The sequence below is a fragment of the Micromonospora sp. CNZ309 genome, assembly GCF_002846525.1.
In genome coordinates, this window is the sequence record NZ_PJNG01000001.1 from 6,764,841 (window position 1) to 6,788,905 (window position 24,065).

The 24,065-nt window shown below is 74.8% G+C and carries 24 protein-coding genes; 15 read left to right on the forward strand and 9 right to left on the reverse strand.

The features are described 5' to 3' along the window. Window positions 1-27: 27 nt before the first annotated feature. The 3 genes from CLT72_RS29135 to CLT72_RS29145 form a co-directional block, all read right to left on the reverse strand. Window positions 28-777 (reverse strand): hypothetical protein, encoded by a 750-nt coding sequence (locus CLT72_RS29135; protein ID WP_101414478.1) that lies wholly within the window; start codon window positions 775-777, stop codon window positions 28-30. A 58-nt stretch (window positions 778-835) separates the two neighbouring features. Then, window positions 836-1,315 (reverse strand): DUF6232 family protein, encoded by a 480-nt coding sequence (locus tag CLT72_RS29140; protein WP_101414479.1) that lies wholly within the window; start codon window positions 1,313-1,315, stop codon window positions 836-838. 511 nt (window positions 1,316-1,826) lie between these two features. Further along, complete coding sequence (locus CLT72_RS29145) at window positions 1,827-2,300, reverse strand: DUF6232 family protein (RefSeq protein WP_101414480.1); 474 nt, start codon at window positions 2,298-2,300, stop codon at window positions 1,827-1,829. A gap of 99 nt (window positions 2,301-2,399) precedes the next feature. Between CLT72_RS29145 and CLT72_RS29150 the strand changes: the two genes are divergently transcribed. After that, window positions 2,400-3,173: an enoyl-CoA hydratase-related protein gene (locus CLT72_RS29150; protein WP_101414481.1), complete on the forward strand. Its 774-nt coding sequence runs from the start codon at window positions 2,400-2,402 to the stop codon at window positions 3,171-3,173. A 116-nt stretch (window positions 3,174-3,289) separates the two neighbouring features. Beyond that, window positions 3,290-4,912 carry an acetolactate synthase gene (locus CLT72_RS29155; RefSeq protein ID WP_101414482.1) on the forward strand — a complete coding sequence of 541 codons (1,623 nt, stop codon included), beginning with the start codon at window positions 3,290-3,292 and terminating at the stop codon, window positions 4,910-4,912. A 60-nt stretch (window positions 4,913-4,972) separates the two neighbouring features. On the opposite strand, the gene CLT72_RS29160 is transcribed toward CLT72_RS29155, so the two are convergent. Genes CLT72_RS29160 through CLT72_RS29170 form a run of 3 tightly spaced genes read right to left on the reverse strand, consistent with a single transcriptional unit; the run spans window position 4,973 to window position 6,183 of the window. Continuing rightward, window positions 4,973-5,407, reverse strand: a complete 435-nt coding sequence (locus CLT72_RS29160; protein WP_101414483.1) for a PLD nuclease N-terminal domain-containing protein — start codon at window positions 5,405-5,407, stop codon at window positions 4,973-4,975. Window positions 5,408-5,434: 27 nt separating this feature from the next. Next, complete coding sequence (locus CLT72_RS29165; protein ID WP_101414484.1) at window positions 5,435-5,803, reverse strand: DUF202 domain-containing protein; 369 nt, start codon at window positions 5,801-5,803, stop codon at window positions 5,435-5,437. Beyond that, the gene (locus CLT72_RS29170) at window positions 5,800-6,183 is read right to left on the reverse strand and encodes a YidH family protein (RefSeq protein WP_101414485.1); all 384 of its coding nucleotides are present in this window, start codon (window positions 6,181-6,183) and stop codon (window positions 5,800-5,802) included. The genes CLT72_RS29165 and CLT72_RS29170 overlap by 4 nt, the downstream gene beginning before the upstream one ends. A gap of 40 nt (window positions 6,184-6,223) precedes the next feature. Between CLT72_RS29170 and CLT72_RS29175 the strand changes: the two genes are divergently transcribed. The 5 genes from CLT72_RS29175 to CLT72_RS29195 all read left to right on the forward strand — a co-directional run bounded on the left by CLT72_RS29175 (window position 6,224) and on the right by CLT72_RS29195 (window position 12,524). Next, window positions 6,224-7,021, forward strand: coding sequence for a GNAT family N-acetyltransferase (locus tag CLT72_RS29175; RefSeq protein WP_101414486.1), 798 nt, complete (start codon window positions 6,224-6,226; stop codon window positions 7,019-7,021). 2 nt (window positions 7,022-7,023) lie between these two features. Continuing rightward, a complete protein-coding gene (locus CLT72_RS29180) occupies window positions 7,024-7,431 on the forward strand; it encodes a hypothetical protein (protein WP_089001658.1) in 408 nt (135 codons plus the stop codon). 456 nt (window positions 7,432-7,887) lie between these two features. Continuing rightward, window positions 7,888-8,667: an electron transfer flavoprotein subunit beta/FixA family protein gene (locus CLT72_RS29185; RefSeq protein WP_101414487.1), complete on the forward strand. Its 780-nt coding sequence runs from the start codon at window positions 7,888-7,890 to the stop codon at window positions 8,665-8,667. An 11-nt stretch (window positions 8,668-8,678) separates the two neighbouring features. After that, the gene (locus CLT72_RS29190) at window positions 8,679-9,638 is read left to right on the forward strand and encodes an electron transfer flavoprotein subunit alpha/FixB family protein (protein WP_101414488.1); all 960 of its coding nucleotides are present in this window, start codon (window positions 8,679-8,681) and stop codon (window positions 9,636-9,638) included. A gap of 177 nt (window positions 9,639-9,815) precedes the next feature. Further along, complete coding sequence (locus CLT72_RS29195; RefSeq protein ID WP_101415458.1) at window positions 9,816-12,524, forward strand: HAD-IC family P-type ATPase; 2,709 nt, start codon at window positions 9,816-9,818, stop codon at window positions 12,522-12,524. Between the two features lie 70 nt (window positions 12,525-12,594). Here the strand turns inward: CLT72_RS29195 and CLT72_RS29200 are convergent, their stop codons facing one another. Beyond that, window positions 12,595-13,392: an anti-sigma factor gene (locus CLT72_RS29200; RefSeq protein WP_101414489.1), complete on the reverse strand. Its 798-nt coding sequence runs from the start codon at window positions 13,390-13,392 to the stop codon at window positions 12,595-12,597. Beyond that, window positions 13,346-13,948: an RNA polymerase sigma factor gene (locus CLT72_RS29205; protein WP_101414490.1), complete on the reverse strand. Its 603-nt coding sequence runs from the start codon at window positions 13,946-13,948 to the stop codon at window positions 13,346-13,348. The genes CLT72_RS29200 and CLT72_RS29205 overlap by 47 nt, the downstream gene beginning before the upstream one ends. A 230-nt stretch (window positions 13,949-14,178) precedes the next feature. Here CLT72_RS29205 and CLT72_RS29210 point away from each other — a divergent pair, with 230 nt between their 5' ends. From CLT72_RS29210 to CLT72_RS29240, 7 genes are all read left to right on the forward strand, one after another. Beyond that, window positions 14,179-15,009: a DUF4397 domain-containing protein gene (locus CLT72_RS29210; RefSeq protein ID WP_101414491.1), complete on the forward strand. Its 831-nt coding sequence runs from the start codon at window positions 14,179-14,181 to the stop codon at window positions 15,007-15,009. After that, a complete protein-coding gene (locus CLT72_RS29215; protein ID WP_101414492.1) occupies window positions 15,006-15,671 on the forward strand; it encodes a class F sortase in 666 nt (221 codons plus the stop codon). The genes CLT72_RS29210 and CLT72_RS29215 overlap by 4 nt, the downstream gene beginning before the upstream one ends. Window positions 15,672-15,888: 217 nt before the next feature. Continuing rightward, a complete protein-coding gene (locus CLT72_RS29220; RefSeq protein WP_089001650.1) occupies window positions 15,889-17,064 on the forward strand; it encodes a cysteine desulfurase family protein in 1,176 nt (391 codons plus the stop codon). 146 nt (window positions 17,065-17,210) lie between these two features. Next, window positions 17,211-18,284, forward strand: coding sequence for a tRNA 2-thiouridine(34) synthase MnmA (mnmA, locus tag CLT72_RS29225; protein WP_101414493.1), 1,074 nt, complete (start codon window positions 17,211-17,213; stop codon window positions 18,282-18,284). 77 nt (window positions 18,285-18,361) lie between these two features. Further along, window positions 18,362-19,366, forward strand: a complete 1,005-nt coding sequence (locus CLT72_RS29230; RefSeq protein ID WP_101414494.1) for a methionine synthase — start codon at window positions 18,362-18,364, stop codon at window positions 19,364-19,366. Window positions 19,367-19,402: 36 nt separating this feature from the next. Then, entirely contained in the window at window positions 19,403-19,762 is a 360-nt protein-coding gene (locus tag CLT72_RS29235) for a VOC family protein (RefSeq protein WP_199184671.1), read from the forward strand. A 180-nt stretch (window positions 19,763-19,942) separates the two neighbouring features. Further along, a complete protein-coding gene (locus CLT72_RS29240; protein WP_101414496.1) occupies window positions 19,943-20,944 on the forward strand; it encodes an ADP-ribosylglycohydrolase family protein in 1,002 nt (333 codons plus the stop codon). Between the two features lie 119 nt (window positions 20,945-21,063). On the opposite strand, the gene CLT72_RS29245 is transcribed toward CLT72_RS29240, so the two are convergent. Then, window positions 21,064-21,594, reverse strand: coding sequence for a type II toxin-antitoxin system PemK/MazF family toxin (locus CLT72_RS29245; protein ID WP_101414497.1), 531 nt, complete (start codon window positions 21,592-21,594; stop codon window positions 21,064-21,066). Between the two features lie 199 nt (window positions 21,595-21,793). Between CLT72_RS29245 and ligA the strand changes: the two genes are divergently transcribed. After that, entirely contained in the window at window positions 21,794-23,929 is a 2,136-nt protein-coding gene (gene ligA, locus CLT72_RS29250; protein WP_101414498.1) for an NAD-dependent DNA ligase LigA, read from the forward strand. The last annotated feature ends 136 nt before the right edge of the window (window positions 23,930-24,065 follow it).

The window sequence follows — 24,065 nt, forward strand, 5'->3', positions numbered from 1 at the left end:
CCCGGCCACGGGCCGTACGCCCTCCGGTCAGGCCTCGGCGTCGTCGGTGAGCTTCTCGCCCCGGCGGCGGAGCATGCCGAGCCCGGGGATGCCGGCGACGGCGAGCTTCAGGTCGCGGGTGACGTCGAGCAGGTCGTGCAGGTCGGGACCGACCCGGTCCAGGGTGGCGAGGATCGGTAGGACGTCCGCCGTCAGGTGCCGCTTGAGCTTCGGCAGCTCGTCGACGAGCCGGATCGCGGCGGTCACCTCCTCGTGGCTGAGCTGCTCGACGAAGTGGTTCGCCATCGGGGCGCCCCGGCGCAGCGCCGGCTCGTACGCCGTCATCAGCTCGGCGGCGGTGGCCGCCGCCTCGGCCGCGGTGCCCACGGTGCCGGCGGCCCGGCCGGCCACGGCGTCGGCCTCGGCGACCACCGCGCCGGCAGCGCGGGACACCTTCTCCGCCTCGCGGACCACGACGGCCGCCGCGGCGGCCACCTCGGTTGCCGTGTCGATCGCGGTGGTCGCGGCGGCGCTGATGACGGCCACCTCCCGCACCGCCCCCTCGGCGTCGGTGAGTACCCGGTCGGTGCGGTCGAGGGTCTGCTCGATCCGGTCCACCACGCCGTCGATCCGGTCCACCACGCCGTCGACCCGCTTCAGCAGGGCCTCCACCGAGTCCAGCACGGCGAACGCGCGGGCGGGCACGGCGGCGAACGAGGCGGCCGAGCCGAGGGCCTGGTCGAGGGCGGAGCGGGTCAGGCCGACGACCGCGCCGGGCCGGGGGAGGGGAATCACCATGGCACCAAGTGTGCGTCGTCCGCGCCCGTACCGCCGGACAGGGCGGCGGGCCCCGTGGTCAGGAGTCCGTGTGCTGCTCCACCGCGCGCTGCACCGCCCGGTAGATCTGCCCGAACCGCAGCGCGTCGGGGGTACGCAGCAGCAGCATCTCCCGGCCGTGGTGCTGGACCCAGAGCTCGTGCACCTTGCTGCCCCGCTCGTATGAGCGGTCGAGCCAGCCGAGCGGGATCTCCAGGAAGGGGGCCAGGGCCAGCGCGCCGACCACGCACGCGGCGAGGATGACCAGCGCCAGCTGCCACTCGCCCCGGTCCTGCGCCGACCAGGCCAGCGAGAGTACGCAGACCACCGCGACCAACGGGGGCAGCGAGAGGAGCAGGACCAGGACGCCGCGGCCCAGCACCCGCCCCCGTACCGCCAGCGTCTTCGGCCCCTGCGCGTGCCAGACGTACGTCACGTCGGCGATCGCCACGGCGAGCCCGCCGGCCCGGATCGACTCCGACGTCACCTGCACCGCGTCGTCCCGGTAATAGAGGGTCATCACTAAGCCTAACCGCTGCGGGGCGGGTCGCGCCGCCCGCGCCGGGCGGGGTGGCACCGGGCGGAGGTGGTGTCGCGTTGGCCCCTTGGAGCTGAATCGTTTGTGGCATCGCCTGCGGATCGCCGCGTTGGGGCGCCGCAGCAACGGCGTCGGAGCAGCGGCATCGAAGCGACCCCCGGGAGTCGTCCCCGGGGGCTGTCGAGCTGCCCCGTCCATGGGACCGCGTTCGGGGCGTGCGAGCCGGGGGCGACCGGCGCGTCTGCCCCGTCGGACGGGGCAGCTCGACAGCGCGGGCGGCAGGCCACCTCGCCCGACGGGGCCAAGGCCCGCGCGGGCGGTCCGGGGGCGGTTCGAGGCGGCACTGTGACCGTCATGACGGAGCAGGAGCGCAACGTCGAGGTGGTCCGCCGCCACCTGCGGACCTTCGTCACCAAGGACCTGGCGGAGTTGCGCGCGGTGGTCGACGAGGACGCGCCGCCGGCGACCGCGTCGTGGTGTCGCTGGCGCAGACCTACCAGCGGGGCGACACCGGCTGCCCCGCCTCGACCGCCCGCTGCACCGCCCGGTAGATCTGGCCGAAGCGCAGCGCGTCGCGGGTGCACAGCAGCCGCACCGGCTGGCCGCGCCAGCGGACCCAGATCTCCAGCTGCCGGCTGCCCCGCGCGTAGGAGCGGTCGAGGTGCTCGAAGAGGAAGTCCGCGACCGGGCCGACCGCGAGCCCGATCAGCACCGAGGCGCCGACGACGGCGATGGTGACGGTGAGGGAGCGGTCCAGCCAGAGCGCGAGGGCGATGCCGAGGGCGGCGGCGACCAGGGGACCGGCGAGCGCCGCGCCGATCGCGCCGCGCCCGGCGAGCACCCGCCAGGACCGGCTGCCACGCCGGTGCCACACCATGCTGATCTCGGCCAGCCGGAAGGTCCGGCCGTCCACCCGGACGGCGGTCGAGGTGACCTGCACGGATCTGTCGTCGTAGTACGTGATCATGGCGGTACTCCCGGTGGCGGGCCTGAGACCACACTACTTACCCCAACGATCCGGCCCGTAAGGTTGGCACGCGACTTCGACGAGGAAGTGAGGGCCAGCGTGGGCGAGTTCGTGCGGTTGGAGACCAGGGACGGCATCGGCACCATCCGGCTGGAGCGGCCGCCGATGAACGCCCTGAACACCCAGGTGCAGGAGGAGTTGCGCGCCGCCGCCGCGGCGGCCACCGCCGACCCGGGCGTCCGCGCCGTCATCGTGTACGGCGGGGAGAAGGTCTTCGCGGCCGGCGCGGACATCAAGGAGATGGCCGACATGTCCTACGTGGACATGGCGGACCGGGCGGCCGACCTGTCCAGCGCGCTCGGCGCGATCGCCAGGATCCCCAAGCCGGTCGTCGCCGCGATCACCGGCTACGCCCTCGGCGGCGGCTGCGAGCTGGCGCTGGCGTGCGACTGGCGGGTGGTGGCCGAGGACGCCAAGCTCGGGCAGCCGGAGATCAAGCTCGGCATCATCCCCGGCGCGGGCGGCACCCAGCGGCTGGCCCGCCTGGTCGGCCCGGCCCGGGCCAAGGACCTGATCATGTCCGGCCGGATGGTCGACGCCGAGGAGGCCCTGCGCATCGGTCTGGCCGACCGCCTCGCCCCGGCGGCTGAGGTCTACGACACCGCGGTCGAGCTGGTCCGCCCGTACCTCACCGGGCCCGTGCAGGCGTTGCGTGCCGCCAAGCTCGCCGTCGACGGTGGCCTGGACATGGACCTGAACTCCGGTCTGGCCTGGGAGAGCCAGCTCTTCGCGGCGCTGTTCGCCACCGAGGACCGGCGCGAGGGCATGGCGGCGTTCGTGGCGAAGCGCAAGCCGGACTTCACCGGCCGTTGACCGGTCGGGGCCGGCGGGGCGACCCGCCGGCCCCGGGGTCGAACGAGAACTGTTCACATTCCGCCTACCGGTGAGTAGCGTGTGACTCCGGCCATGCGGACGAAGGGAAGAGCGGGATGACGGAGCGGATCGAAGGTCACGGCGGGGAGCTCGCGCTCGCGGCGCTGCGCGCGTACGGGGTGCGGGAGATGTTCACCCTCTCCGGCGGGCACGTCTTTCCGCTCTACGACGCCGCGCACAAGACCGGCTTCCCGCTCTACGACGTGCGGCACGAGCAGTCGGCCGTCTTCGCCGCCGAGGCGGTGGCGAAGCTCCAGCGCCGCCCCGGCCTCGCCGTGCTCACCGCCGGCCCCGGCGTCACCAACGGCATCTCGGGGCTGACCAGCGCGTACTTCAACGCCTCGCCCGTGCTGGTGCTGGGCGGCCGGGCCCCGCAGTTCCGCTGGGGCTCGGGCAGCCTCCAGGAGATGGACCACCTGCCGCTGGTCGCCCCGGTCACCAAGCACGCCGAGACGGTGTTCAGCCCCGACGACATCCCGCGCGCGGTGACCGCGGCGCTGACCACCGCGCTCACGCCGCACCGGGGCCCGGTCTTCCTCGACTTCCCCCTCGAGGCCGTCTTCTCGGTCTCCGACGCCGAGTTGCCCCCGCTGCCGGGCATCGCGCCGGTCGAGCCCGACCCCGACGAGGTGACGAAGGCGGCCGGCCTGATCGCCGCCGCCCACCGCCCGGTCGTCATCGCCGGCTCCGACGTCTACGCCGGGGACGCGGTCGACGCGCTGCGCGCGGCCGCCGAGGCGCTCCAGGTGCCGGTCTTCACCAACGGGATGGGCCGGGGCGCGCTGCCGCCGGAGCACCCGCTCGCCTTCGCCAAGGCCCGTCGCGTGGCGCTCAAGGGCGCCGACGTGGTCGTCGTGATCGGCACCCCGCTCGACTTCCGGCTCAGCTTCGGCGACTTCGGCGACGCGAAGGTGGTGCACGTCGTCGACGCGCCCAGCCAGCGCGCCGGGCACGTGCAGCCGGCCGCCGCCCCCGCCGGCGACCTCCGGCTGATCCTCGCCGCGCTGGCCGACCACCCGGGCGACCGGGCCGACCACGCCGACTGGATCGCCGAGCTGCGTACGGCCGAGGACGCCGCGAAGGCCCGCGACGCCGAGGAGATGGCCGCCGAGTCCGACCCGATCCGGCCCGCCCGCGTCTACGGCGAGCTGCGCAAGGTCCTCGCCCGCGACGCCATCACCATCGGCGACGGCGGCGACTTCGTCTCGTACGCCGGCCGCTACCTGGAGCCCGCGCAGCCCGGCACCTGGCTCGACCCCGGCCCGTACGGCTGCCTCGGCACCGGCATGGGCTACGCGATGGGCGCCCGGGTCAGCCACCCCGACCGGCAGATCTGCGTGCTGATGGGCGACGGCGCGGCCGGCTTCTCGCTGATGGACGTCGAGTCCCTCGCCCGGCAGAAGCTGCCCGTGGTGATCGTGGTCGGCAACAACGGCATCTGGGGGCTGGAGAAGCACCCGATGCGCGCCATGTACGGCTACGACGTCGCCGCCGACCTCCAGCCGGAGCTGCGCTACGACCACGTGGTGAGCGCCCTGGGCGGGGCCGGCGAGACGGTGGCGAAGGCCGGCGACCTCGGGCCGGCGCTGCGGCGGGCGTTCGACGCCGGCGTGCCGTACCTGGTCAACGTGCTCACCGACCCGGCGGACGCGTACCCCCGCTCGTCGAACCTGGCCTGAGTCGGGCCCGCCGCCGTCGCCGGGCGACCGGCGACGGCGCCGGGGCTCAGGCGGCGGGGCTCAGGCGCCGGGGGTGGAACCCTCGGGGCGGTCCTCCTCGCGCGGCGGCTCGCCGTCGCGGCGGCGCATCTCGTCCTCGCGGCGGCGCAGGTCCTCCTCCCAGCGGCGGAACAGCTCGCCGTCCTCCTGCCGGGAGCGCTCGCCGAGGGAGCGGAGGAACTCGGGGTCGTCGTCGGGGGCGACCGGGCGGGGCCGCTCCCGGGGCGGCAGGAGCCGACCCTTCGGCGCTCCGCCGGCGGGTCGTCCGGCGACGCGCTCGCGCCCTGCGGCGAACCAGGCGAGGGAGCCGAGCAGCGGGAAGAACAGGATGATCAGCACCCAGGCGATCCGGGGCAGGGCTTTGATCTCGCCCTCCTCGGCGGAGAGGCAGCTGATCAGCGCGCAGACGGCGAGGGCGATCTGCACGACGAAGAGGAGGACGTAGAGCCGGGCCATGGGTCAATCATGGCCCACCGGCTTCCGTCAACCCAGTCCGCGCGCCGCCAGCAGGGTGCCGAGCAGCGCGAAGCCGGCCGTGGCGAGGGCGACCAGGGGGAGCGAGCGCCCGTAGCCGGGGGCCGGGCCCGTGCCGGTGGCCCGCCGCCAGCAGACCGTCAGCGCCGCGCCCCAGCCCAGCACGGCCGCCCCGGCGACGAGCGCGCCGAACGCCCCGCCGGCGGGCGGCCCGGTGAGCGCGAGCCGCACGGTCAGCACCATGATCACGGTGAGCGCCAGGGCCGTACGCCGCCAGGCCAGCCTTGTGCGCTCGGGTTGCAGCCCGGGGTCGCGCGCCGGCCGGTCCCGCCCCGGCGGCTGCGCCCCGTGACCGCCGGCTCCACCGGGCCGGCTCACGGGCCACCGACCGCCCGGGCCAGCACCGCCGCCACCAGCAGCAGCGCGCCGAGGCCGACGGCGAGGGCGAGCACCGCCGGGAAGCGTGAGGCGGGCAGTTCCTCGCCGAGGCGGATGGCCCGCTCCGTACGCGCCCAGTGGTCGACCGCGCGCACCGCCACCGTGCCGCCGAGCAGCAGCAGCGCGATGGCGATCACCTCCCGCAGGTGCGCCGGCGGCAGGAACTGCGCGGCGGCCAGTCCGCCCGCGACCAGCGCCAGCCCGGTACGCAGCCAGGCCAGGAACGTCCGCTCGTTGGCCAGCGAGAAGCGGTAGTCGGGGGTGCTGCCCACCGCCCGCAGCTCGCGCGGGTCGAACCACCGCTTGATCGCCTGCCACACGTGACCATTATCCGTTTCCGGCCGGTCGTAGCCTCGTGGGATGACCGATCTTGACGCCCGCACGCTGCGCGACGCCTACGACGCCCAGATCCGCCCGGAGATTCCGGATCCGCTGCCGGCCGGGGTGACCGTCGAACGGGACGGCCCGCTGGTCCGCGTCCTCGGCCTCGACCAGCGTGGCTTCCTCACGTACCGCACGCTGGACGGGCTCGCCGGGGCCGAGCTGGACGCGTTGATCGCCCGGCAGGTGGAGTTCTTCCGCCGCCGCGGCGAGGCGGTGGAGTGGAAGCTCAACGGGCACGACCAGCCGGCCGACCTGCCCGATCGGCTGCGCGCCGCCGGGTTCGTCGCGGAGGCGGAGGAGACCGTCGTGGTCGGTCCGGTCGCGGCGCTGGCCGCCGCCGTGCCCGTGCTGCCCGAGGGGGTACGCCTGCGCGAGGTCAGTGCCCGAAAGGACCTGGAGCGGATCGCCGCGATGGAGGAGGCGGTCTGGCACGACGACCGCAGCCACCTGGTGACCGGCCTGGCGAGGGAGATCGAGGCCGACCCGCAGTCCATCACGGTCGTCGTCGCGGAGGCGGACGACACGGTGGTCAGCGCCGGTTGGGTCCGTTACCAGGCGAACACCGGCTTCGCGACCCTCTGGGGCGGCTCGACCCTGCCGCAGTGGCGACGGCGGGGCGTCTACCGGGCGCTGGTCGCGTACCGGGCGCGCCTGGCCGAGCAGCATGGCAGGACGTTGCTCCAGGTGGACTGCTCGCCGGAGAGCCGGCCGATCCTCCAGCGGCTCGGTCTCGTCCCGGTCACGACCACCACCCCGTACGTCTACACTCCGTGATCATGGAGCAGCGGTTGACGGCCGAGGAACGGCTGACCCTCAAGACGGGCGCGTTCGGGGCGGTGTTCCTGGTGGCCAACGCGGACCCGGGGATGCTCGCTTTGTTCCGGGAGAGCTTCGCCGCCTCCGGCGCGATGGCCGACAGCAGCGGGGTGGTCAAGGAGGCGCTGACCAGCGGTCCGCTGCCGAAGCTGCCCCGGGACTCGGCCCTGGAGATCGAGGCGGTGGTGCTGCCGGCGCTGGGCCGCTCGGTGCGGATCCTGCGGGAGAAGTCGCCCCGGGACGTGGCCGGCTACCGCGAGGTGGTGCTCTCGGCGGCCGAGCGGGTGGCCGGCGCGCACCGCGGGGTCGCCCCGGCCGAGGCGGCGGCCATCGAGCGGATCAGGGACGCGTTGGATCAGCCGGCGTGAGCCGCGCCGGCGTCCCGGTGCGGGCGGCCGCCGTGGTCGCCCCGGAGCCGCGGGGCGCGTCGGGGTGGGCGGTCCCGCCGTGGGCGGCGCGTCGGGTCGGCGACCAGAGCGCCCGGACGGCGGCCCGTACGCACCGGTCGCGCAGCCGGCCGCAGGCGCACCGGTACGCCTCGGGTCGGGTCCGGCGACAGCGGCGCCGCAGGGCGTCAGCGCGTCCGGCGCTGGTGTTTTCTGACATTTCGTGACACCTCCCGATTCGTCAGATTACCCGCCCGCATGGCCGCCGGTGAGCTGTGTCACCCTGAGGGCGCCGGAGGCAGATGCTACTGGCAGGTAACATTGCGCCGTGGGCAACTGCACAGCACCGCGCGGTTGACCGGCGTCAACGGAAGCGCGAGGCTGCGCCCCAGACCGGGCGAGCGATCGCAACACCAACAGGAGGGTCGTCGAAGCGCGATGAACATCGTCGTACTCGTCAAGCAGGTGCCCGATTCGGGCGCGGACCGCAACCTGCGCAGTGACGACAACACCGTCGACCGCGGTTCGGCGAACAACGTCATCAACGAGATGGACGAGTACGCCATCGAGGAGGCGTTGAAGATCAAGGAGGCCCACGGGGGCGAGGTGACCGTCCTGACCATGGGTCCGGACCGGGCGACCGAGTCGATCCGCAAGGCGCTCTCCATGGGCCCGGACAAGGCCGTGCACGTCGTGGACGACGCCCTGCACGGCTCGTGCGCCGTGGCCACCTCGAAGGTGCTCGCCGCCGCCCTCGGTCAGCTCAACGCCGATCTGGTGCTCTGTGGCAGCGAGTCGACCGACGGCCGGGTGCAGGTCATGCCGCACATGCTCGCCGAGCGGCTGGGTGTCGCGGCGCTCACCGGCGCCCGCAAGCTCACGGTCGACGGCTCCACCCTGACCGTCGAGCGGCAGACCGAGGAGGGCTACGAGGTGGTCACCGCCACCACCCCCGCCGTGGTCTCCGTCTGGGACACCATCAACGAGCCGCGCTACCCGTCCTTCAAGGGCATCATGGCCGCCAAGAAGAAGCCGGTGCAGACGCTCTCCCTGGGTGACCTCGGGGTCGCCCCGGCCGAGGTGGGCTTCGAGGGCGCGACCAGCGCCGTGCTGGAGCACACCAAGCGTCCGCCGCGCTCCGGCGGCGCGAAGATCACCGACGAGGGCGACGGCGGCGTGAAGCTGGTCGAGTTCCTCGCCACCGAGAAGTTCGTGTGAGAGGTCTGGACATGTCTGAGGTTCTCGTCGTCGTCGAAGCCACCCGGGAATTCGGCGTCAAGAAGGTCACCCTGGAGATGCTCACCCTCGCCCGCGAGCTGGGCACCCCGAGCGCGGTCGTGCTCGGCGGCCCCGGCGCCGCCGAGGCGCTGAGCGCCAAGCTGGGCGAGTACGGCGCGGAGAAGATCTACGCGGCCGAGAGCGAGGAGATCGACGGCTACCTGGTGGCCCCCAAGGCGACCGTGGTGGCCGAACTGGTCTCGCGGGTGCAGCCGGCCGCCGTGCTGCTCGCCTCCTCCCAGGAGGGCAAGGAGATCGCCGCCCGGCTGGCCGTCAAGCTGGACAACGGCATCCTGACCGACGTGGTGGGCCTGGCCGCCGACGGCACCGCCACCCAGGTGGCCTTCGCCGGCTCCACCATCGTCAAGTCCAAGGTCACCCGCGGCCTGCCGCTGGTCACCGTCCGGCCCAACTCGGTCAACCCGACCCCGGCGGCGGCCAGCCCGGCCGTCGAGCAGCTCACCGTCGCGGTCACCGACACCGACAAGCTGGCCAAGGTCGTCGACCGGGTGGCCGAGCAGAAGGGCTCCCGCCCGGAACTCACCGAGGCCGGCGTGGTCGTCTCCGGTGGTCGGGGCGTCGGCAACGCCGACAACTTCAAGCTGGTCGAGGAGCTGGCCGACCTGCTCGGCGGCGCCGTGGGCGCGTCCCGCGCGGCCGTCGACTCCGGCTACTACCCGCACCAGTTCCAGGTGGGACAGACCGGCAAGACGGTCTCCCCGCAGCTCTACGTCGCTCTCGGCATCTCCGGCGCCATCCAGCACCGGGCCGGCATGCAGACCTCGAAGACCATCGTCGCGGTCAACAAGGACGGCGAGGCGCCGATCTTCGAGCTGGCCGACTTCGGCGTGGTGGGCGACCTGTTCAAGATCGTCCCGCAGGCCGCGGACGAGATCCGCAAGCGCAAGTGAGCTGACGCCCGTCCGGGGGCGGGCCGGGAACCGCGACGCGGTTCCCGGCCCGCGCCTCTTTCCGCAGGGCGGCACCCCGGAACGACCGGCGGGGTCCCGCGTCGGCCTGCGACCATGGAGGCGCTCTACCCGGAGTGCCCCAGCGCGGCCGTCCCCGTGTCGAACAGGAGTGTGCCGATGCCGCCCAGGACGCCCGAGGGCGATCACCACGCGCTCGCCGTGCACGAGGTCGTGCTGCTGCTCGGCACCGACACCGAGCACGGGCTGACCGACGAGGAGGCGGCGGCGCGGCTCGAGCGGTACGGGCCCAACGTGCTGCCCAGCGCGGCCGAGGGCGGGACGCTGCGCCGGCTGCTGCGGCAGTTCCACAACCCGCTGATCTACGTGCTGGTCGCCGCCGGCGTGGTCACCCTGCTGCTCGCCGAGTACGTCGACTCGGCGGTGATCTTCGGGGTGGTGCTCGTCAACGCCGTCGTCGGCTTCCTCCAGGAGTCCCGCGCGGAGGCGGCCCTCGACGCGCTGCGGGCGATGGTGCGTACCCAGGCCCGGGTGCTGCGCGCCGGCCGGCAACGCCACGTGCCGTCCGACGACGTGGTCCCCGGGGACGTGGTGCTCGTGGAGGCGGGGGAGAAGGTCCCCGCCGACCTGCGGCTCGTACGCGCCGCCGAGCTGCGCGCCGACGAGTCGGCGCTGACCGGCGAGTCGCTGCCCGTACGCAAGGACGAGCTGGTGGTGCCGGCCGACGCGCCGGTGGCCGACCGCCGCAACCTGCTGCACTCCGGCACCCTGCTCACCGGCGGCACTGCGGTCGGCGTCGCGGTGGCCACCGGGGCGGAGACGGAACTGGGCCGCATCCACCGCCTGGTCGGCGGCGCGCAGGTGCTGGACACGCCGCTGACGGTGAAGCTCGCCCGGTTCAGCCGGCTGCTCACCGCGGCGATCCTGCTCCTCGCGGCGGTGACCTTCGGCATCGGTCTGGTGCGGGGGCAGGACGCCGGGGAGACGTTCACCGCCGCCGTGGCGCTCGCCGTGGGCGCGATCCCGGAGGGGCTGCCCGCCGCCGTGACGATCACCCTGGCGATCGGCGTGTCCCGGATGGCCCGCCGCCGGGCGGTGATCCGGCGGCTGCCGGCGGTGGAGACGCTGGGCAGCACCACGGTGATCTGCACCGACAAGACCGGCACGCTCACCGAGAACCAGATGACCGTCCAGGTGCTCTGGACCCCGCAGGGCCGCTACGAGGTCGGCGGGACCGGCTACGTCCCCACCGGCGAGATCCGGGACCCGGCGGGCGGTCCGGCCCCGACGGGGGAGGGCCCGCTGCGCTGGTCGCTGCTGGCCGGGGTGGGCTGCAACGACGCCCGCCTCGGCGAGCAGGACGGCCGCTGGGTCGTGCTCGGCGACCCCACCGAGGGCGCGATGCTGGTGGCGGGCGCCAAGGTGGGGCTGCACGCGCACGAGGTCGCCGCCGAGCTGCCCCGGGTGGCCGCCGTCCCGTTCACCTCGGAGCGGCAGTTCATGGCGACCCTGCACGAGCGTCCCGAGGGCGGGCGGGTGGTGCTCGTCAAGGGGGCGGTGGAGCGGGTGGTCGAATGGTCCGGGTCGGCCCTGCACCCCGACGGCTCGACGGGACCGCTCGACGCCCCGGCCGTGCTGGCCGCCGCCCACGAGCTGGCCGGCGAGGGCCTGCGGGTGCTCGCCACCGCGATGCGGCCGGTCGGCCCGACGGACGGGCTCGTCGAGGAGGAACTGGCCGGCACGCTGGTCTTCACCGGGCTGCACGCGATGCTCGACCCGCCCCGGTCCGCCGCGGCGGCGGCCGTGACGTCCTGCCACCGCGCCGGGATCGACGTGAAGATGATCACCGGGGACCACCTCGCCACCGCCAGCGCCATCGCGCGCCGGATCGGGCTGCTGCGCGCCGAACCCGGTCCGGGCGACGTGCTGACCGGCGCCGACCTGGCGGCGCTGCCCGCCGGGGAGCTGCCCGCGGCCGTACGGGGGGCGACGGTGTTCGCCCGGGTCTCGCCCGAGCAGAAGCTCCGGCTGGTGGAGGCGTTGCAGGCCGACGGCCAGGTGGTCGCGATGACGGGCGACGGGGTCAACGACGCCCCCGCGCTGCGCGCGGCCAACATCGGGGTGGCGATGGGCCGCAGCGGCACCGAGGTGGCCAAGGAGGCCGCCGACGTCGTGCTCACCGACGACGACTTCGCGACCATCGAGGCGGCCGTCTCGGAGGGGCGGGGCGTCTTCGCCAACCTGACGAAGTTCATCACCTGGACGCTGCCCACCAACGCGGCGGAGGGGCTGGTCATCCTCGTCGCGATCGTGCTCGGCTCGGCGCTGCCGATCCTGCCGAGCCAGATCCTCTGGATCAACATGACCACGGCGGTGTTCCTCGGCCTGACGCTCGCCTTCGAGCCGAAGGAGCCCGGGATCATGGACCGGCCGCCCCGCGATCCCGGTCAGCCCCTGCTCACCGTCGCGCTGGTGGTCCGGGTGCTGCTGGTCTCCGCACTGCTGGTGGTGGGCGCCTGGTGGCTGTTCGAGTGGGAGCGCTCCGGCGGGGCCGACCTGGCGCAGGCGCGGACCGCCGCGGTGAACCTCTTCGTCACCGTGATGGCGTTCTACCTGTTCAGCTGCCGTTCCCTGACCCGCTCGCCGTGGCGCCTGGGCCTGTTCAGCAACCGCTGGCTGATCGTCGGGGTGCTCGTGCAGGCCCTCGGCCAGCTCGCCCTTACCTACCTGCCGGTGATGAACGACCTGTTCCGTACGGCACCCATCGACGGGCAGGCGTGGCTGCGGATCCTGGGCATCGCCGTCGTGGCTTCGGCCGTCGTCGCACTCGACAAGCGGTTCGGCCGGTTCGGCCGCCGCCTCGGCTGACCTGCGGAGGTGGCGGCCGGGCCGCGATGGGAGCTGATCGGCGGGCCGGGGAGCTGAGCCGGCCCGCCGATCAGCCCGTCAGGGTGCCCCTCAACAGGCTCTTGCCGGAGTGGGCGGTGTTGTTGTCGTACGCCTCGGCGGAGACGTCGACAACCGAGTATGCCTCAAGGTCCACGTTCGGTGGCAGCGGCAGCAGCTCGTCCGTCGCGTCGCCGAGCACACCGACCGAGAACATCTGCATGTTCCGCGGGTTGATGAGCCACACCTCGTAGTACCCCGGGACGTCCGGGAGATTCGCCAGGTGCAGGTGCAGTCGGCCGTTGTCGAACACCCGGGCCTCGCCGTTGGCGTCCGGCGGCGTCTCGCCGTACGCCTTCAGGGGCGCGCTGGCCAGCACCACCTGCGGTGGGGCGGGTTCGGGCGCCGGCCCGGTCCCGTCGATCGCGACGAGGGTGCCGACGACGCCGACCACGGCGGCGGCCGTCGCGGTCACGGCGGTCGTGGCCCAGCGCGACCACCGGCCCCGCCGGCGGGCCGGGGCGAGGACCACGCCACCCGCCCCGTCGGCGTCGCCCGGCCGGTCGGTCGGGGGGTGCTCGCCGGCGGACCGCTCGGCGCGGGGCCCGGGCAGCGCCGGCAGGGCCTCCGCCGCGCGGATCTCCGCGACGATGCCCTGCCAGACGTGCTCCGGCGGATCGGGCAGGTCGTGCAGTCCCTGGGTGCCGGCGCCGAGGCCGGCGACGTGTTGGAGGGTGTCCATCTCGGCCCGGCAGTGCGCGCAGGTGTCGAGGTGGGTGGTCTCCGTGGCGTCCGCCTCGGTCTCACCGAGCGCCAGGAAGACCAGCCGGTCGTGGTCCAGGTGCGGCACCGTCCACCTCCCATCTGCGTTTCAAGCTCGCCATGCCGCGGCGGATGTGGCTCTTGACCGTGCCGAGCGGCACCCCGGTCACCGTCGCTATCTGCTGGTGGGTGAGGTCGTCGAAGAACGCCAACTCCAGCATGCGCCGCTGGTCGTCGGGGAGTCGGGCCAGCTCGTCGGCGACCACCAGCCGGTCGACCACGGTGTCCGGATCCGGGCCCGTACGCGCCGGCTCCGGCAGTTGCCGGACCGTCTCGACCACCCGGGTCTCGCGGGACGAGGCCCGCAGCCGGTCGATCACCTTGCGGCGGGCGATGCCGAGCAGCCAGCCGACCAGCGAGCCCTTGCCGGGGTCGAAGGTGTCCCGCCCCAGCCAGGCGGCGACGAAGGTGGTCTGGGTCACGTCCTCGGCGTCGCTGCGGTTGGCCAGGGTGCTGGTGGCCAGGTGCAGGACGGCGCGGCCGTACCGGTCGTACGCCTGCCGGAGCGCCAGTTCGTCGCCCGCGCGGAAACGCGCGGCCAGGTCGTCCTCGGGTGGGTCCGGCTCCTGCCGTGCCGCTGTCACAGGGCGGCTCGCCTTCCAGGGGGCATGCCCGACTGTAACTCCCACAGTCATCGCCCCACCTTTCCGGTCGGTCTGGTCTCGGTAGCTCTTCGCTGCCGAGGCGGTCGGTGGATGCGGATCCGGCGGACGAAAAGAAGTTGTTCCGGGGCGCATCCGGCGGCGGTGGGCCGGGCGTAACTCGTTTTGCACACCAGGCCTGACGAATCAGCACCAACTACCAGGAGGCAGACATGCAGCTCTCGTACTTCCGTCGGGTCGCCGCGGGCGGCGCGGTCGCCGCGCTCACGTTCGCCGGAGCCGGCGCCCTCACCGCCACCCCCGCGTACGCCGCCTCGTCCAAGGTCTCCGTCGTGCACGGCATCCCGGACACCCCGGTCGACGTGTACGTCAACGGCGAGAAGACGCTGGACAACTTCAAGCCCGGCGACGTGGCCGGCCCGCTGAACCTGGAGGAGGGCGCGTACGACATCGCCCTCACCAAGCCCGGCGAGCCGATCGCCCAGGCCATCCTCAGCGTCGACGACGCCGCGGTCCCGGGCGGGGCGAACATCAGCATCGCCGCCCACCTCGACGCGGCCGGCAAGCCGAAGATCACGCCGTTCGTCAACGACACCGGCAAGGTCGCCGCCGGCAAGGCCCGGCTGATCGTCCGGCACACCGCGGCCGCCCCGGCGGTGGACGTGCGCGCCGGCGGCACCCCGGTCTTCGAGGACCTCACCAACCCGAACGAGGCCAAGGGCGACGTCGACGCGGGTGCCGTCAAGGCCGACGTGGTGCTCGCCGGCACCGACACCGTGGCGATCGGCCCGGCGGACCTCGACCTCAAGGAGGGCACCGCGACGATCGTGTACGCGATCGGCTCGGCCGACGCGAAGAACCTCGGCGTCGTGGCGCAGACCATCACCGGCCTGCACTCGGCCCCGGCCGGGGTGCCCAGCGGCGACGGCGGCCAGGCCGGCACCGGCGTGGACACCTGGTGGTACGTGCTGACCGGCGCCGGCGCGCTGCTGCTGATCGGCGGCGGGGCGCGGGTGGCCACCGCCCGGACCGGTCGCCGGTGACGGTGCGCCACCGCGGGGCGCTGGCGGCCATGGCCGCCGGCGTCGCCGCGCTCACCGTCGCGGCCCTCGTCGCCTGCGGCTCCCGGCCGGCCGGGGACGTCGGCGCCGACGAGGCGGCGGCCCTGGCCAGCCCCACGCCGGCCCCGTCGGTCACCACCGGCGACGCCGCCTCGGTCCCGGTCACCACGGGGGAACTGCCGGCCGGTACGAAGGTCGTCCCGCCGGTACGGCTGGAGATCCCCACGATCGACGTCACCGCCAGGGTGAACGCGGTCGGCATCAACGAGCGCACCAACGAGTTCGAGGTGCCGCCCAGCGTCGACCAGATCGGCTGGTACCGGTACGGGCCGGGCCTGGAGACCGACGCCGGCTCGGTGGTCGTCGCCGGCCACGTGGACAGCGCCACGCAGGGCAAGGGCGCCTTCTACCGGCTGCGCGAGCTCGACGAGGGCGACACCCTCACCGCGACCGGCAGCGACGGCGAGGCCCGGCGGTACCGGGTCGTCGCCCGGGAGGAGTACGACAAGACCAGGATCCCGCTGGACCGGTACTTCGCCCGCGACGGCAAGCCACGGCTGACCCTGATCACCTGCGGTGGGCCGTTCGACGCCAAGGCCCGCAAGTACCGCGACAACATCGTCGTCACGGCGGTGCCCGCCTGACCGGGGCGCACGGCGGTGCCCGCCTGACCGGGGCGCACGGCGGTGCCCGCCCGACCGGGCGCACGGCGGTGCCCGCGACACGGCGGGGCCGTGCACCGGGCAGGCCCGACGCCGGGCGGGGAGGAGCGCCCTCCCCGCCCGGGGCCGGCATCCCTGGCCCCCGCACGGGGCCCTCCGGCATCCGGGCCGCCACCAACCGGTCGTAGGCTGAACGGCGATGGCTTACCTGGATCACGCGGCGACCACTCCGATGCTCGACGAGGCACTGGAGGCGTACGTCGCCACCGCCCGCGAGGTCGGCAACGCGTCCTCACTGCACGCGGCGGGCCGCCGTGCCCGGCGGCGGGTGGAGGAGTCGCGGGAACGGGTGGCCGCCGCGCTGGGTGCCCGCCCCTCCGAGGTCGTCTTCACCGGTGGCGGCACCGAGAGCGACAACCTCGCGGTGAAGGGCATCTTCTGGTCCCGCCGCGCCGCCGACGCGCGGCGCGACCGGGTGGTCTCCAGCGCCGTCGAGCACCACGCCGTGCTCGACGCGGTGGACTGGCTCGTCGAGCACGAGGACGCCGGCGTGGGCTGGCTCACCGTCGACGCCACCGGCCGGCTCAGCCCCGACGAGCTGCGCGCCGAGCTGGCCGCGCACGGCGACCGGGTCGCCGTGGTGACTGCGATGTGGGCCAACAACGAGGTCGGCACCGTGCAGCCGGTCGCCGAGCTGGCCGCCGTCGCCGCCGAGCACGGCGTGCCGTTCCACACCGACGCCATCCAGGCGGTCGGGCAGGTGCCGGTCGACTTCGCCGCCGCCGGGGTCGCCGCGCTGACCGTCACCGGGCACAAGCTCGGCGGGCCCACCGGGGTGGGCGCCCTGCTGCTGGCCCGCGACGTGTCGGCCACCCCGCTGCTGCACGGCGGCGGTCAGGAACGCGACGTACGCTCCGGCACCCTCGACACCGCCGGCATCGTGGCCTTCGCGGTCGCCGTGGAGGCGGCGGTCAAGGGCCAGCAGGAGTACGCGGCCCGCATCGCCGCGCTCCGCGACGACCTGGTGGAGCGGGTCCGGCACGCGGTGCCCGAGGTGGTCTTCAACGGCGACCCGACCGACCGGCTGCCCGGCAACGCGCACTTCTCCTTCCCCGGCTGCGAGGGCGACGCCCTGCTGCTCCTGCTGGACGCGCGGGGCATCGCCTGCTCGACGGGTTCCGCCTGCTCCGCCGGGGTGGCCCAGCCGTCGCACGTGCTGATCGCCATGGGCGCCGACGACGACCGCGCCCGCTCCTCGCTGCGCTTCACCCTCGGCCACACCAGCACGGCGGCCGACGTGGACGCGCTGATCGCCGCCCTCCCGGCCGCCGTCGACCGCGCCCGCCGCGCCGCCGCCCTCCGCACGCCCCGCTGACCTCGCCGCGAGGCGGTCGAGCATGCAGTCGTGGTGCCCGGAGCGTGGTCTCCTGCGGCATTCGTGCCCCGCACGACTGCATGATCGCCGGTGGCTGGGCGGGTAGGGGATGGGGATAGGGTCGGTGGGGTGAAGGGAGTGAGCCGGTGAGGGTCTTGGCGGCGATGTCGGGCGGGGTGGACTCGGCGGTCGCGGCGGCGCGGGCCGTCGAGGCGGGGCACGACGTGACCGGCGTGCACCTGGCGCTGGCCCGCAACCCGCAGACCTACCGCACCGGTGCGCGCGGCTGCTGCACGCTGGAGGACTCCCGGGACGCCCGGCGGGCCGCCGACGTCATCGGCATCCCGTTCTACGTCTGGGACATGGCCGAGCGCTTCCACTCCGACGTGGTGGACGACTTCGTCGCCGAGTACGCGGCCGGCCGTACGCCCAACCCCTGCCTGCGCTGCAACGAGAAGATCAAGTTCGCCGCGGTGCTGGACCGGGCCGTGGCCCTGGGCTTCGACGCCGTGGTCACCGGCCACCACGCCCGGCTCGGCGCGGACGGCCTGCTGCGTCGCAGCGTCGACCTGCCCAAGGACCAGTCGTACGTGCTGGCGGTGCTCACCCGCGAGCAGTTGGACCGGTCGGTGTTCCCGCTCGGCGACTCGACGAAGGCGCAGGTGCGCGAGGAGGCAGCCCGGCGCGGGCTGGCGGTGGCCGACAAGCCGGACTCCCACGACATCTGCTTCATCGCCGACGGGGACACCCGCGGCTTCCTCGCCGAGCGTCTCGGCGAGGCGCCCGGCGAGGTGGTGGACGCCGCCACCGGTGCCGTGGTGGGCAGCCACAGCGGCGCGTACGCGTACACGGTCGGGCAGCGGCGCGGGTTGCACCTGGACCGGCCGGCGCCGGACGGCCGGCCCCGCTACGTGCTCTCCATCACGCCGAAGACCAACACCGTGACGGTGGGCCCGGCCGAGGCGCTGGAGGTCTCCCGGGTGCGCGCGGAGCGTCCGGTGTGGACGGGCGGCCCGCGCCCCGACGCGTCGCTGGAGTGCGAGGTGCAGTTGCGGGCGCACGGGGACGTGGTGCCGGCGACGGTCGAGCTGACCGCCGACGGTCTGCGCGCCGAGCTGCGCCGCCCCGTGCGGGGGGTCGCCGCCGGCCAGGCGATCGTGGCGTACCGGCCGGACCCGGCCGGCGACGTCGTGCTCGGCTCCGCCACCATCGCCGGCTGACGCCCGACCGGGAGCGTGCCTCCGGCAGGACGCCCGGGTCCGGTCCCGGGCGTCCGCGTACCGGATAGTCTTCGGCCGTGACAGATCAGGTGTGGCCCTGGCCGGCCGGCGCGGCGACCGGCATCGGTTCGCTTCCCGGCACCGACATCGCCGAGGCGCAGCGGATCGTCCTCGGTGAGCTTCCCGCCCTGCCCCACCTGCCGGAGCTGCCGGCGCGGGGCCCCGGCGCCGACCTGATCGGCCGGACCGCCGGCCTGCTGGTCGAGCTGCCGGTGGAGCTGTACGCCGCCCGCTGGCGGATCGCGCCGCGCCCGGGGCGGGACGTGCGCCGCGCCCGCGACCTGATGGAACGCGACCTCGACCAGCTCGCCGAGCAGGCGGAGGAGTACGCGGGGCCGGTCAAGATCCAGGCAGGTGGCCCGCTGACCCTGGCCGCATCCCTGGAGCTGCCGATCGGCGGCCGGATGCTGCGCGATCCCGGCGCCGTCCGGGATCTCACGAATTCGCTCGCGGAGGGGCTGCGCGGGCACGTCGCGGCGGTCGCCCGCCGGCTGCCGCGCGCCACCGTGCTGCTCCAGCTCGACGAGCCGTCGCTGCCGACGGTGCTCGCCGGGCGGGTGCCCACCGAGAGTGGGCTCGGCGCGTACCGGGCCGTCGACCCGAGCGCCGCCGCGTCGCTGCTGCGCACGGTCGTCGAGGCGGCCGGGGTGCCGACCGTGGTGCACTGCTGCGCGCCGGACGCGCCGCTGGAGCTGATCCGCTCGACGGGAGCCATCGGCGTCGCCCTCGACCTCGGCCTGGTCACCGACCTGGATCCGCTGGGCGAGGCGATCGACGCGGGGCTCGGGCTGCTGGCCGGCGCCGTCTCCACCACGCCGTCGTCCGCCGGTCGCGCGCCGACCTCGGCGCAGGTCGCCGATCGCGTACGCCAGCTCTGGGACCGCCTCGGGTTCCCCCGCCGGCAGCTCGCCGAGCAGGTCGTGGTGACCCCCGCCTGCGGCCTCGCCAGCGCCACCGGGCAGTACGCGCGCGCGGTGCTCGCCGCCTGCCGGGACGCGGGTCGGCGGCTCGCCGAGGACTGAGGTTTCCCGTCGTACGGGCGGGGCAGGATGGCCGGCATGATCGGACAACTGCGCACCGTGGTCATCGACTGCCCCGATCCCCGGGCCCTGGCCGGGTTCTACTCGGAGCTGCTGGGGCTGCCCGTCGACGCCGACGCCAGCGACGACGGCTGGGTCGTGATCGCCGGCTCGGGTCACCGACTCGCCTTCCAGACGGCGCCCGACCTGCGCCCGCCGGCGTGGCCCGACCCGGAGCGTCCGCAGCAGTTCCACCTGGACGTGCAGGTGGCGGACGTGGCGGCGGCCGAGCAGCGGGTGCTGGCGCTCGGCGCCCGGCGGCTGCCCGGCGAGGGCGACGACTTCCGGGTCTACGCCGACCCGGCCGGTCATCCCTTCTGCCTGGTCTTCTCCGTCTGAGCAGCCCGCTCCACGCTGGCTGCGCGTCGCCGGCACCTGGGCCGGGCCGCCGGGCACCACGGCCGGTCCCGCCCGGTCCCTGCGCCGCCGCCGGACCGCGAGGGCGCCGACGGGCGCGGTGGGCCGCCCGCCGGGTGGTGCCGGGTGGTGCCGGTTGCGTGCGGGCGGCATGATCGCGGAATGATCGACACCTCGCTCCGGCGGGCCGCCGGTTCGCTCTTCGGCCTCGCCTACGGTGACGCGTTGGGCAAGCCGACCGAGTTCCTGACCGTCGCCGAGATCGTTCGCCGTTACGGGCCGGCGGGTCCCCGCGAGCTCGCCGGCGAGCCGGCGCTGGTGACCGACGACACGCAGATGGCGCTGGCGGTCGGCTGGGCGCTGCTCGACGCGCCGGCGCTGACCCCGGAGGCGGTCGAGCCGCTGCTGCGCAAGCGCTTCCTGGACTGGGCGGCCAGCCCGGAGAACAACCGGGCGCCGGGCATGACCTGCCTGCGGGCCTGCGCCGAACTGGAGCGCGGGGTGCGCTGGCAGGAGGCGACGGTGGCCGGCTCGAAGGGTTGCGGGGCCAACATGCGGGTCACCCCGGTCGGCCTGGTCGACGTCGACCTCGACACCCTCGCCGGGCTGGCCCAGCTCCAGGCGGGGCTGACCCACGGCCACCCGACCGGCCTCGCCGCCAGCGAGCTGACCGCGTACGCGGTGCGGCTGCTGCGCGACGGCGCGGCGCTGGCGGAGCTGCCCCGGCTGCTCGCCGACCGGGCCCGCGACCAGCGGCGGGTCTACCGCGCCGACTGGCTCGGCGACCTCTGGCAGCGCCCCGGGGTGGACACCCCGGAGGACTTCGTCGCCCGGGGCTGGGACGAGTGCCTCGCCGTCCTCGGCCGCCTCGACGCCGCGCTCGCCGCCCCGGACGACGGCGGCGACCCGTGCCGGCACACCGGCGAGGGATGGATCGCCGAGGAGGCGCTGGCCACGGCCCTGTTCTGCGCGATCCGGCACGCCGACCACCCGGTGGCCGCGCTGGCCCGGGGCGCCACCACCGCTGGCGACTCCGACTCGATCGCCGCGCTGGCCGGCGCCTTCGTCGGCACGGCCCGGGGCATGGCGGCCTGGCCCGCGCCCTGGGCCGCCCGCATCGAGTACGCCGACCAGCTCACCGCCCTCGCCCGGGCCTGGGACTGAGCCCGCGCCGCCGCCACTGGGGTGCCCGACGGGCGGGTCGGGTCGGGCACCCGGCGGGCCGGGCTGAGGGTCAGTTCAGGCGCCCGGCAGGTGGGGTAGGCGGCGGGCCGGGCTGAGGGTCAGGCGCCCGGCAGGTGAGGTAGGCGGCGGATGCGACGCCACAGGGCGGGGTCGCACTCGCCGGCGCGGCGGGCGAAGTCGGCCAGCGCGACGTGCACCGGCTCGGCCAGGTCGACGAAGCTGTCGTGGTCGGCGTCGGGGTCCCACCGGCGGGTGGGGATGGGCACGTGGTCGTCCCGGGAGCTCTTGTCCTGACTGGTGATCTTCAGGACGTCGGCGCCCCCGCCGTCGGCGCGCAGCACCAGGCAGGGCCGCACCTTCGAGCCGGTGCCGTCGGCGTACGGGACGTCGGCCCACCAGATCTCGCCCGGGCGCGGCGCCCCTTCGGGGGCCCGCTCGGCGGTGCGCGGCCGGGGCGGCGCGCTCGACCGGCCGGGGCCGCCCGGCGGCGTCCTGCGGCCGGGGCGGGCACCCGGACGCCTCGGCGGTCGCCCGGCGTCGTCGCGGTCGCCCCGCCGCCGGTCGTTCCACGCCCAGCCGGCGGCCACGGCCAGCACGATCCCCGCCGCCCAGAGCAGCCATTCCGGCATCCGTACCCCCGCCTGGTCAGTGGGTGCGGCGCGCGGGCCGCGGCGTCGACGGCGGCGCGGACCCGCCCGCGCGGCACCGCCGTCCGGCGATCCTCGCACGGCCGGGGCCCCGACGCCGCCTGGGCGCGACGGGTGGCCGGCGGATTGTCCCACCGGACCGATACGGTGCCGAGGTAGCGGAATCACGGGAGGTCGCACGGTGTCCGAGGAAGCCATCGCCCAGCAGGTCACTCCGGCACAGGAGGCGGCCGCCGGCGCCGAGCCGACCCCCGATGCCCGGGAACGGCACGCCACGCTCAGTCAGGAGCTGACGGAACACCAGTACCGCTACTACGTGCTGGACGCGCCGACCATCCCCGACGCCGAGTTCGACCGGCAGTTGCGCGAGCTGGAGGCGCTGGAGGAGCAGTACCCGGCGCTGCGCACCCCCGAGTCGCCGACGCAGCGGGTCGGCGGCACCTTCTCCACCGACTTCACCCCCGTGGCCCACGCCGAGCGGATGCTCTCCCTCGACAACGCCTTCGCCGACGAGGAGTTGGCGGCCTGGGCCGAGCGGGTCGAGCGTGACGCGGGCGGCCCGGTGCCCTACCTCTGCGAGCTGAAGGTCGACGGGCTCGCCATCAACCTGACCTACGAGCGCGGCCGGCTGGTGCGGGCGGCGACCCGGGGCGACGGGCGCACCGGCGAGGACGTCACGGCCAACGTGCGCAGCATCCGCGACGTGCCGGGCCAGCTCGCCACGTCGGCCGAGTTCGGCGACGTGCCCGAGTTCGTCGAGGTCCGGGGCGAGATCTACTTCCCGGTGGCCGCCTTCGCCGACCTCAACGCCGGGCTGGTCGAGCAGGGCAAGCCGCCGTTCGCCAACCCGCGCAACGCCGCCGCCGGCAGCCTGCGCCAGAAGGACCCGCGGGTCACCGCCTCCCGGCCGCTGCGCCTGGTGGTGCACGGCATCGGCGCCCGTCGCGGCTTCCAGCCGGTGGCGCAGTCCGAGTCCTACGCGGCCCTGAAGGCGTGGGGGCTGCCGACCAGTGACCGCTGGCGGGTGGTGCCCGACCTGGCCGGCGTCGCCGGATACATCGCCTACTACGCCGAGCACCGCCACGACGTCGAGCACGAGATCGACGGCGTGGTCGTCAAGGTCGACCCGGTCCCCATCCAGGGCCGGCTCGGCTCGACCAGCCGGGCGCCGCGCTGGGCCATCGCCTTCAAGTACCCGCCGGAGGAGGTGAACACGAAGCTGCTCGACATCGACGTCGAGGTCGGCCGCACCGGCCGGGTCACGCCGCGCGCCGTTCTCCAGCCGGTCAAGGTGGCCGGCTCCACCGTCGCGTACGCCACCCTGCACAACGCCCGGGAGGTCGAACGCAAGGGCGTCCTGATCGGCGACACCGTGGTGCTGCGCAAGGCCGGCGACGTGATCCCCGAGGTGCTCGGCCCGGTGGTCGACCTGCGTCCCGCCGACGCCCGGCCGTTCGTCATGCCCACCACCTGCCCGGCCTGCGGCACGCCGCTCGCGCCGGCGAAGGAGGGCGACGTCGACATCCGCTGCCCCAACTCCCGCACCTGCCCCGGTCAGCTGCGCGAGCGGGTCTTCCACCTGGCCGGCCGCAAGGTGTTCGACATCGAGGCGCTCGGCTACAAGGGCGCGGCGGCGCTGCTCGACGCGCAGGTCATCACCGACGAGGGCGACCTGTTCTCGCTGGACGAGAAGCAGCTCGCCCGGTCGCCCTTCTTCGTCAACAAGGACGGCACGCTCGGCAGCAACGCCGCCAAGCTGCTCGACAACCTGGCCGTGGCCCGCGAGCGCGACCTGTGGCGGGTGCTGGTGGGCCTGTCCATCCGGCACGTCGGCCCCACGGCCGCGCAGGCGCTCGCCCGGCACTTCCGCTCCATCGAGGCGATCGACCGGGCGAGCGAGGAGGAACTCTCCTCGGTCGACGGCGTGGGGCCGACGATCGCGGCGAGCATCCGGGAGTGGTTCGCCGTCGACTGGCACCGCGAGGTGGTCCGCAAGTGGCGCGAGGCCGGCGTACGGATGGCCGAGGAGGCGGTCGACGAGGGGCCGCGCCCCCTGGAGGGGCTCACCGTCGTGGTGACCGGCACCCTGCCCGGGTTCAGCCGTGACCAGGCGTCCGAGGCGATCCAGAGCCGGGGCGGCAAGGTCAGCGGGTCGGTCTCCAAGAAGACGTCCTTCGTGGTGGTGGGGGAGAACCCCGGCTCGAAGGCCGACAAGGCGGCCAGCCTCAAGGTGCCGGTCCTGGACGAGGATGGTTTCCGGGTGCTGCTCGACGCCGGCCCGGAGGCTGCCCGGGAGGTCGCCCGCGTCGAGGAGTGACGGCGGGCGCGGCACGTCGCGCGTTGACCCGGCCGGGCAGGTCGAGATACCAACTTAATTACGACTACGACCGATTCGCGACTGTCGTGCCGGGCATTGCGACACGGAGGGCGTTTCATTGGTGGCACGGCGTGCG

Coding starts and splice junctions, on each gene's coding strand:
- CLT72_RS29135 (WP_101414478.1), bottom strand. CDS start 777: ATGGTGATTCCCCTCCCCCGGCCCGGCGCGGTCGTCGGCCTGACCCGC.
- CLT72_RS29140 (WP_101414479.1), bottom strand. CDS start 1,315: ATGACCCTCTATTACCGGGACGACGCGGTGCAGGTGACGTCGGAGTCG.
- CLT72_RS29145 (WP_101414480.1), bottom strand. CDS start 2,300: ATGATCACGTACTACGACGACAGATCCGTGCAGGTCACCTCGACCGCC.
- CLT72_RS29155 (WP_101414482.1), top strand. CDS start 3,290: ATGACGGAGCGGATCGAAGGTCACGGCGGGGAGCTCGCGCTCGCGGCG.
- CLT72_RS29160 (WP_101414483.1), bottom strand. CDS start 5,407: ATGGCCCGGCTCTACGTCCTCCTCTTCGTCGTGCAGATCGCCCTCGCC.
- CLT72_RS29175 (WP_101414486.1), top strand. CDS start 6,224: ATGACCGATCTTGACGCCCGCACGCTGCGCGACGCCTACGACGCCCAG.
- CLT72_RS29180 (WP_089001658.1), top strand. CDS start 7,024: ATGGAGCAGCGGTTGACGGCCGAGGAACGGCTGACCCTCAAGACGGGC.
- CLT72_RS29185 (WP_101414487.1), top strand. CDS start 7,888: ATGAACATCGTCGTACTCGTCAAGCAGGTGCCCGATTCGGGCGCGGAC.
- CLT72_RS29190 (WP_101414488.1), top strand. CDS start 8,679: ATGTCTGAGGTTCTCGTCGTCGTCGAAGCCACCCGGGAATTCGGCGTC.
- CLT72_RS29195 (WP_101415458.1), top strand. CDS start 9,816: ATGCCGCCCAGGACGCCCGAGGGCGATCACCACGCGCTCGCCGTGCAC.
- CLT72_RS29210 (WP_101414491.1), top strand. CDS start 14,179: ATGCAGCTCTCGTACTTCCGTCGGGTCGCCGCGGGCGGCGCGGTCGCC.
- CLT72_RS29220 (WP_089001650.1), top strand. CDS start 15,889: ATGGCTTACCTGGATCACGCGGCGACCACTCCGATGCTCGACGAGGCA.
- CLT72_RS29235 (WP_199184671.1), top strand. CDS start 19,403: ATGATCGGACAACTGCGCACCGTGGTCATCGACTGCCCCGATCCCCGG.
- CLT72_RS29240 (WP_101414496.1), top strand. CDS start 19,943: ATGATCGACACCTCGCTCCGGCGGGCCGCCGGTTCGCTCTTCGGCCTC.
- CLT72_RS29245 (WP_101414497.1), bottom strand. CDS start 21,594: ATGCCGGAATGGCTGCTCTGGGCGGCGGGGATCGTGCTGGCCGTGGCC.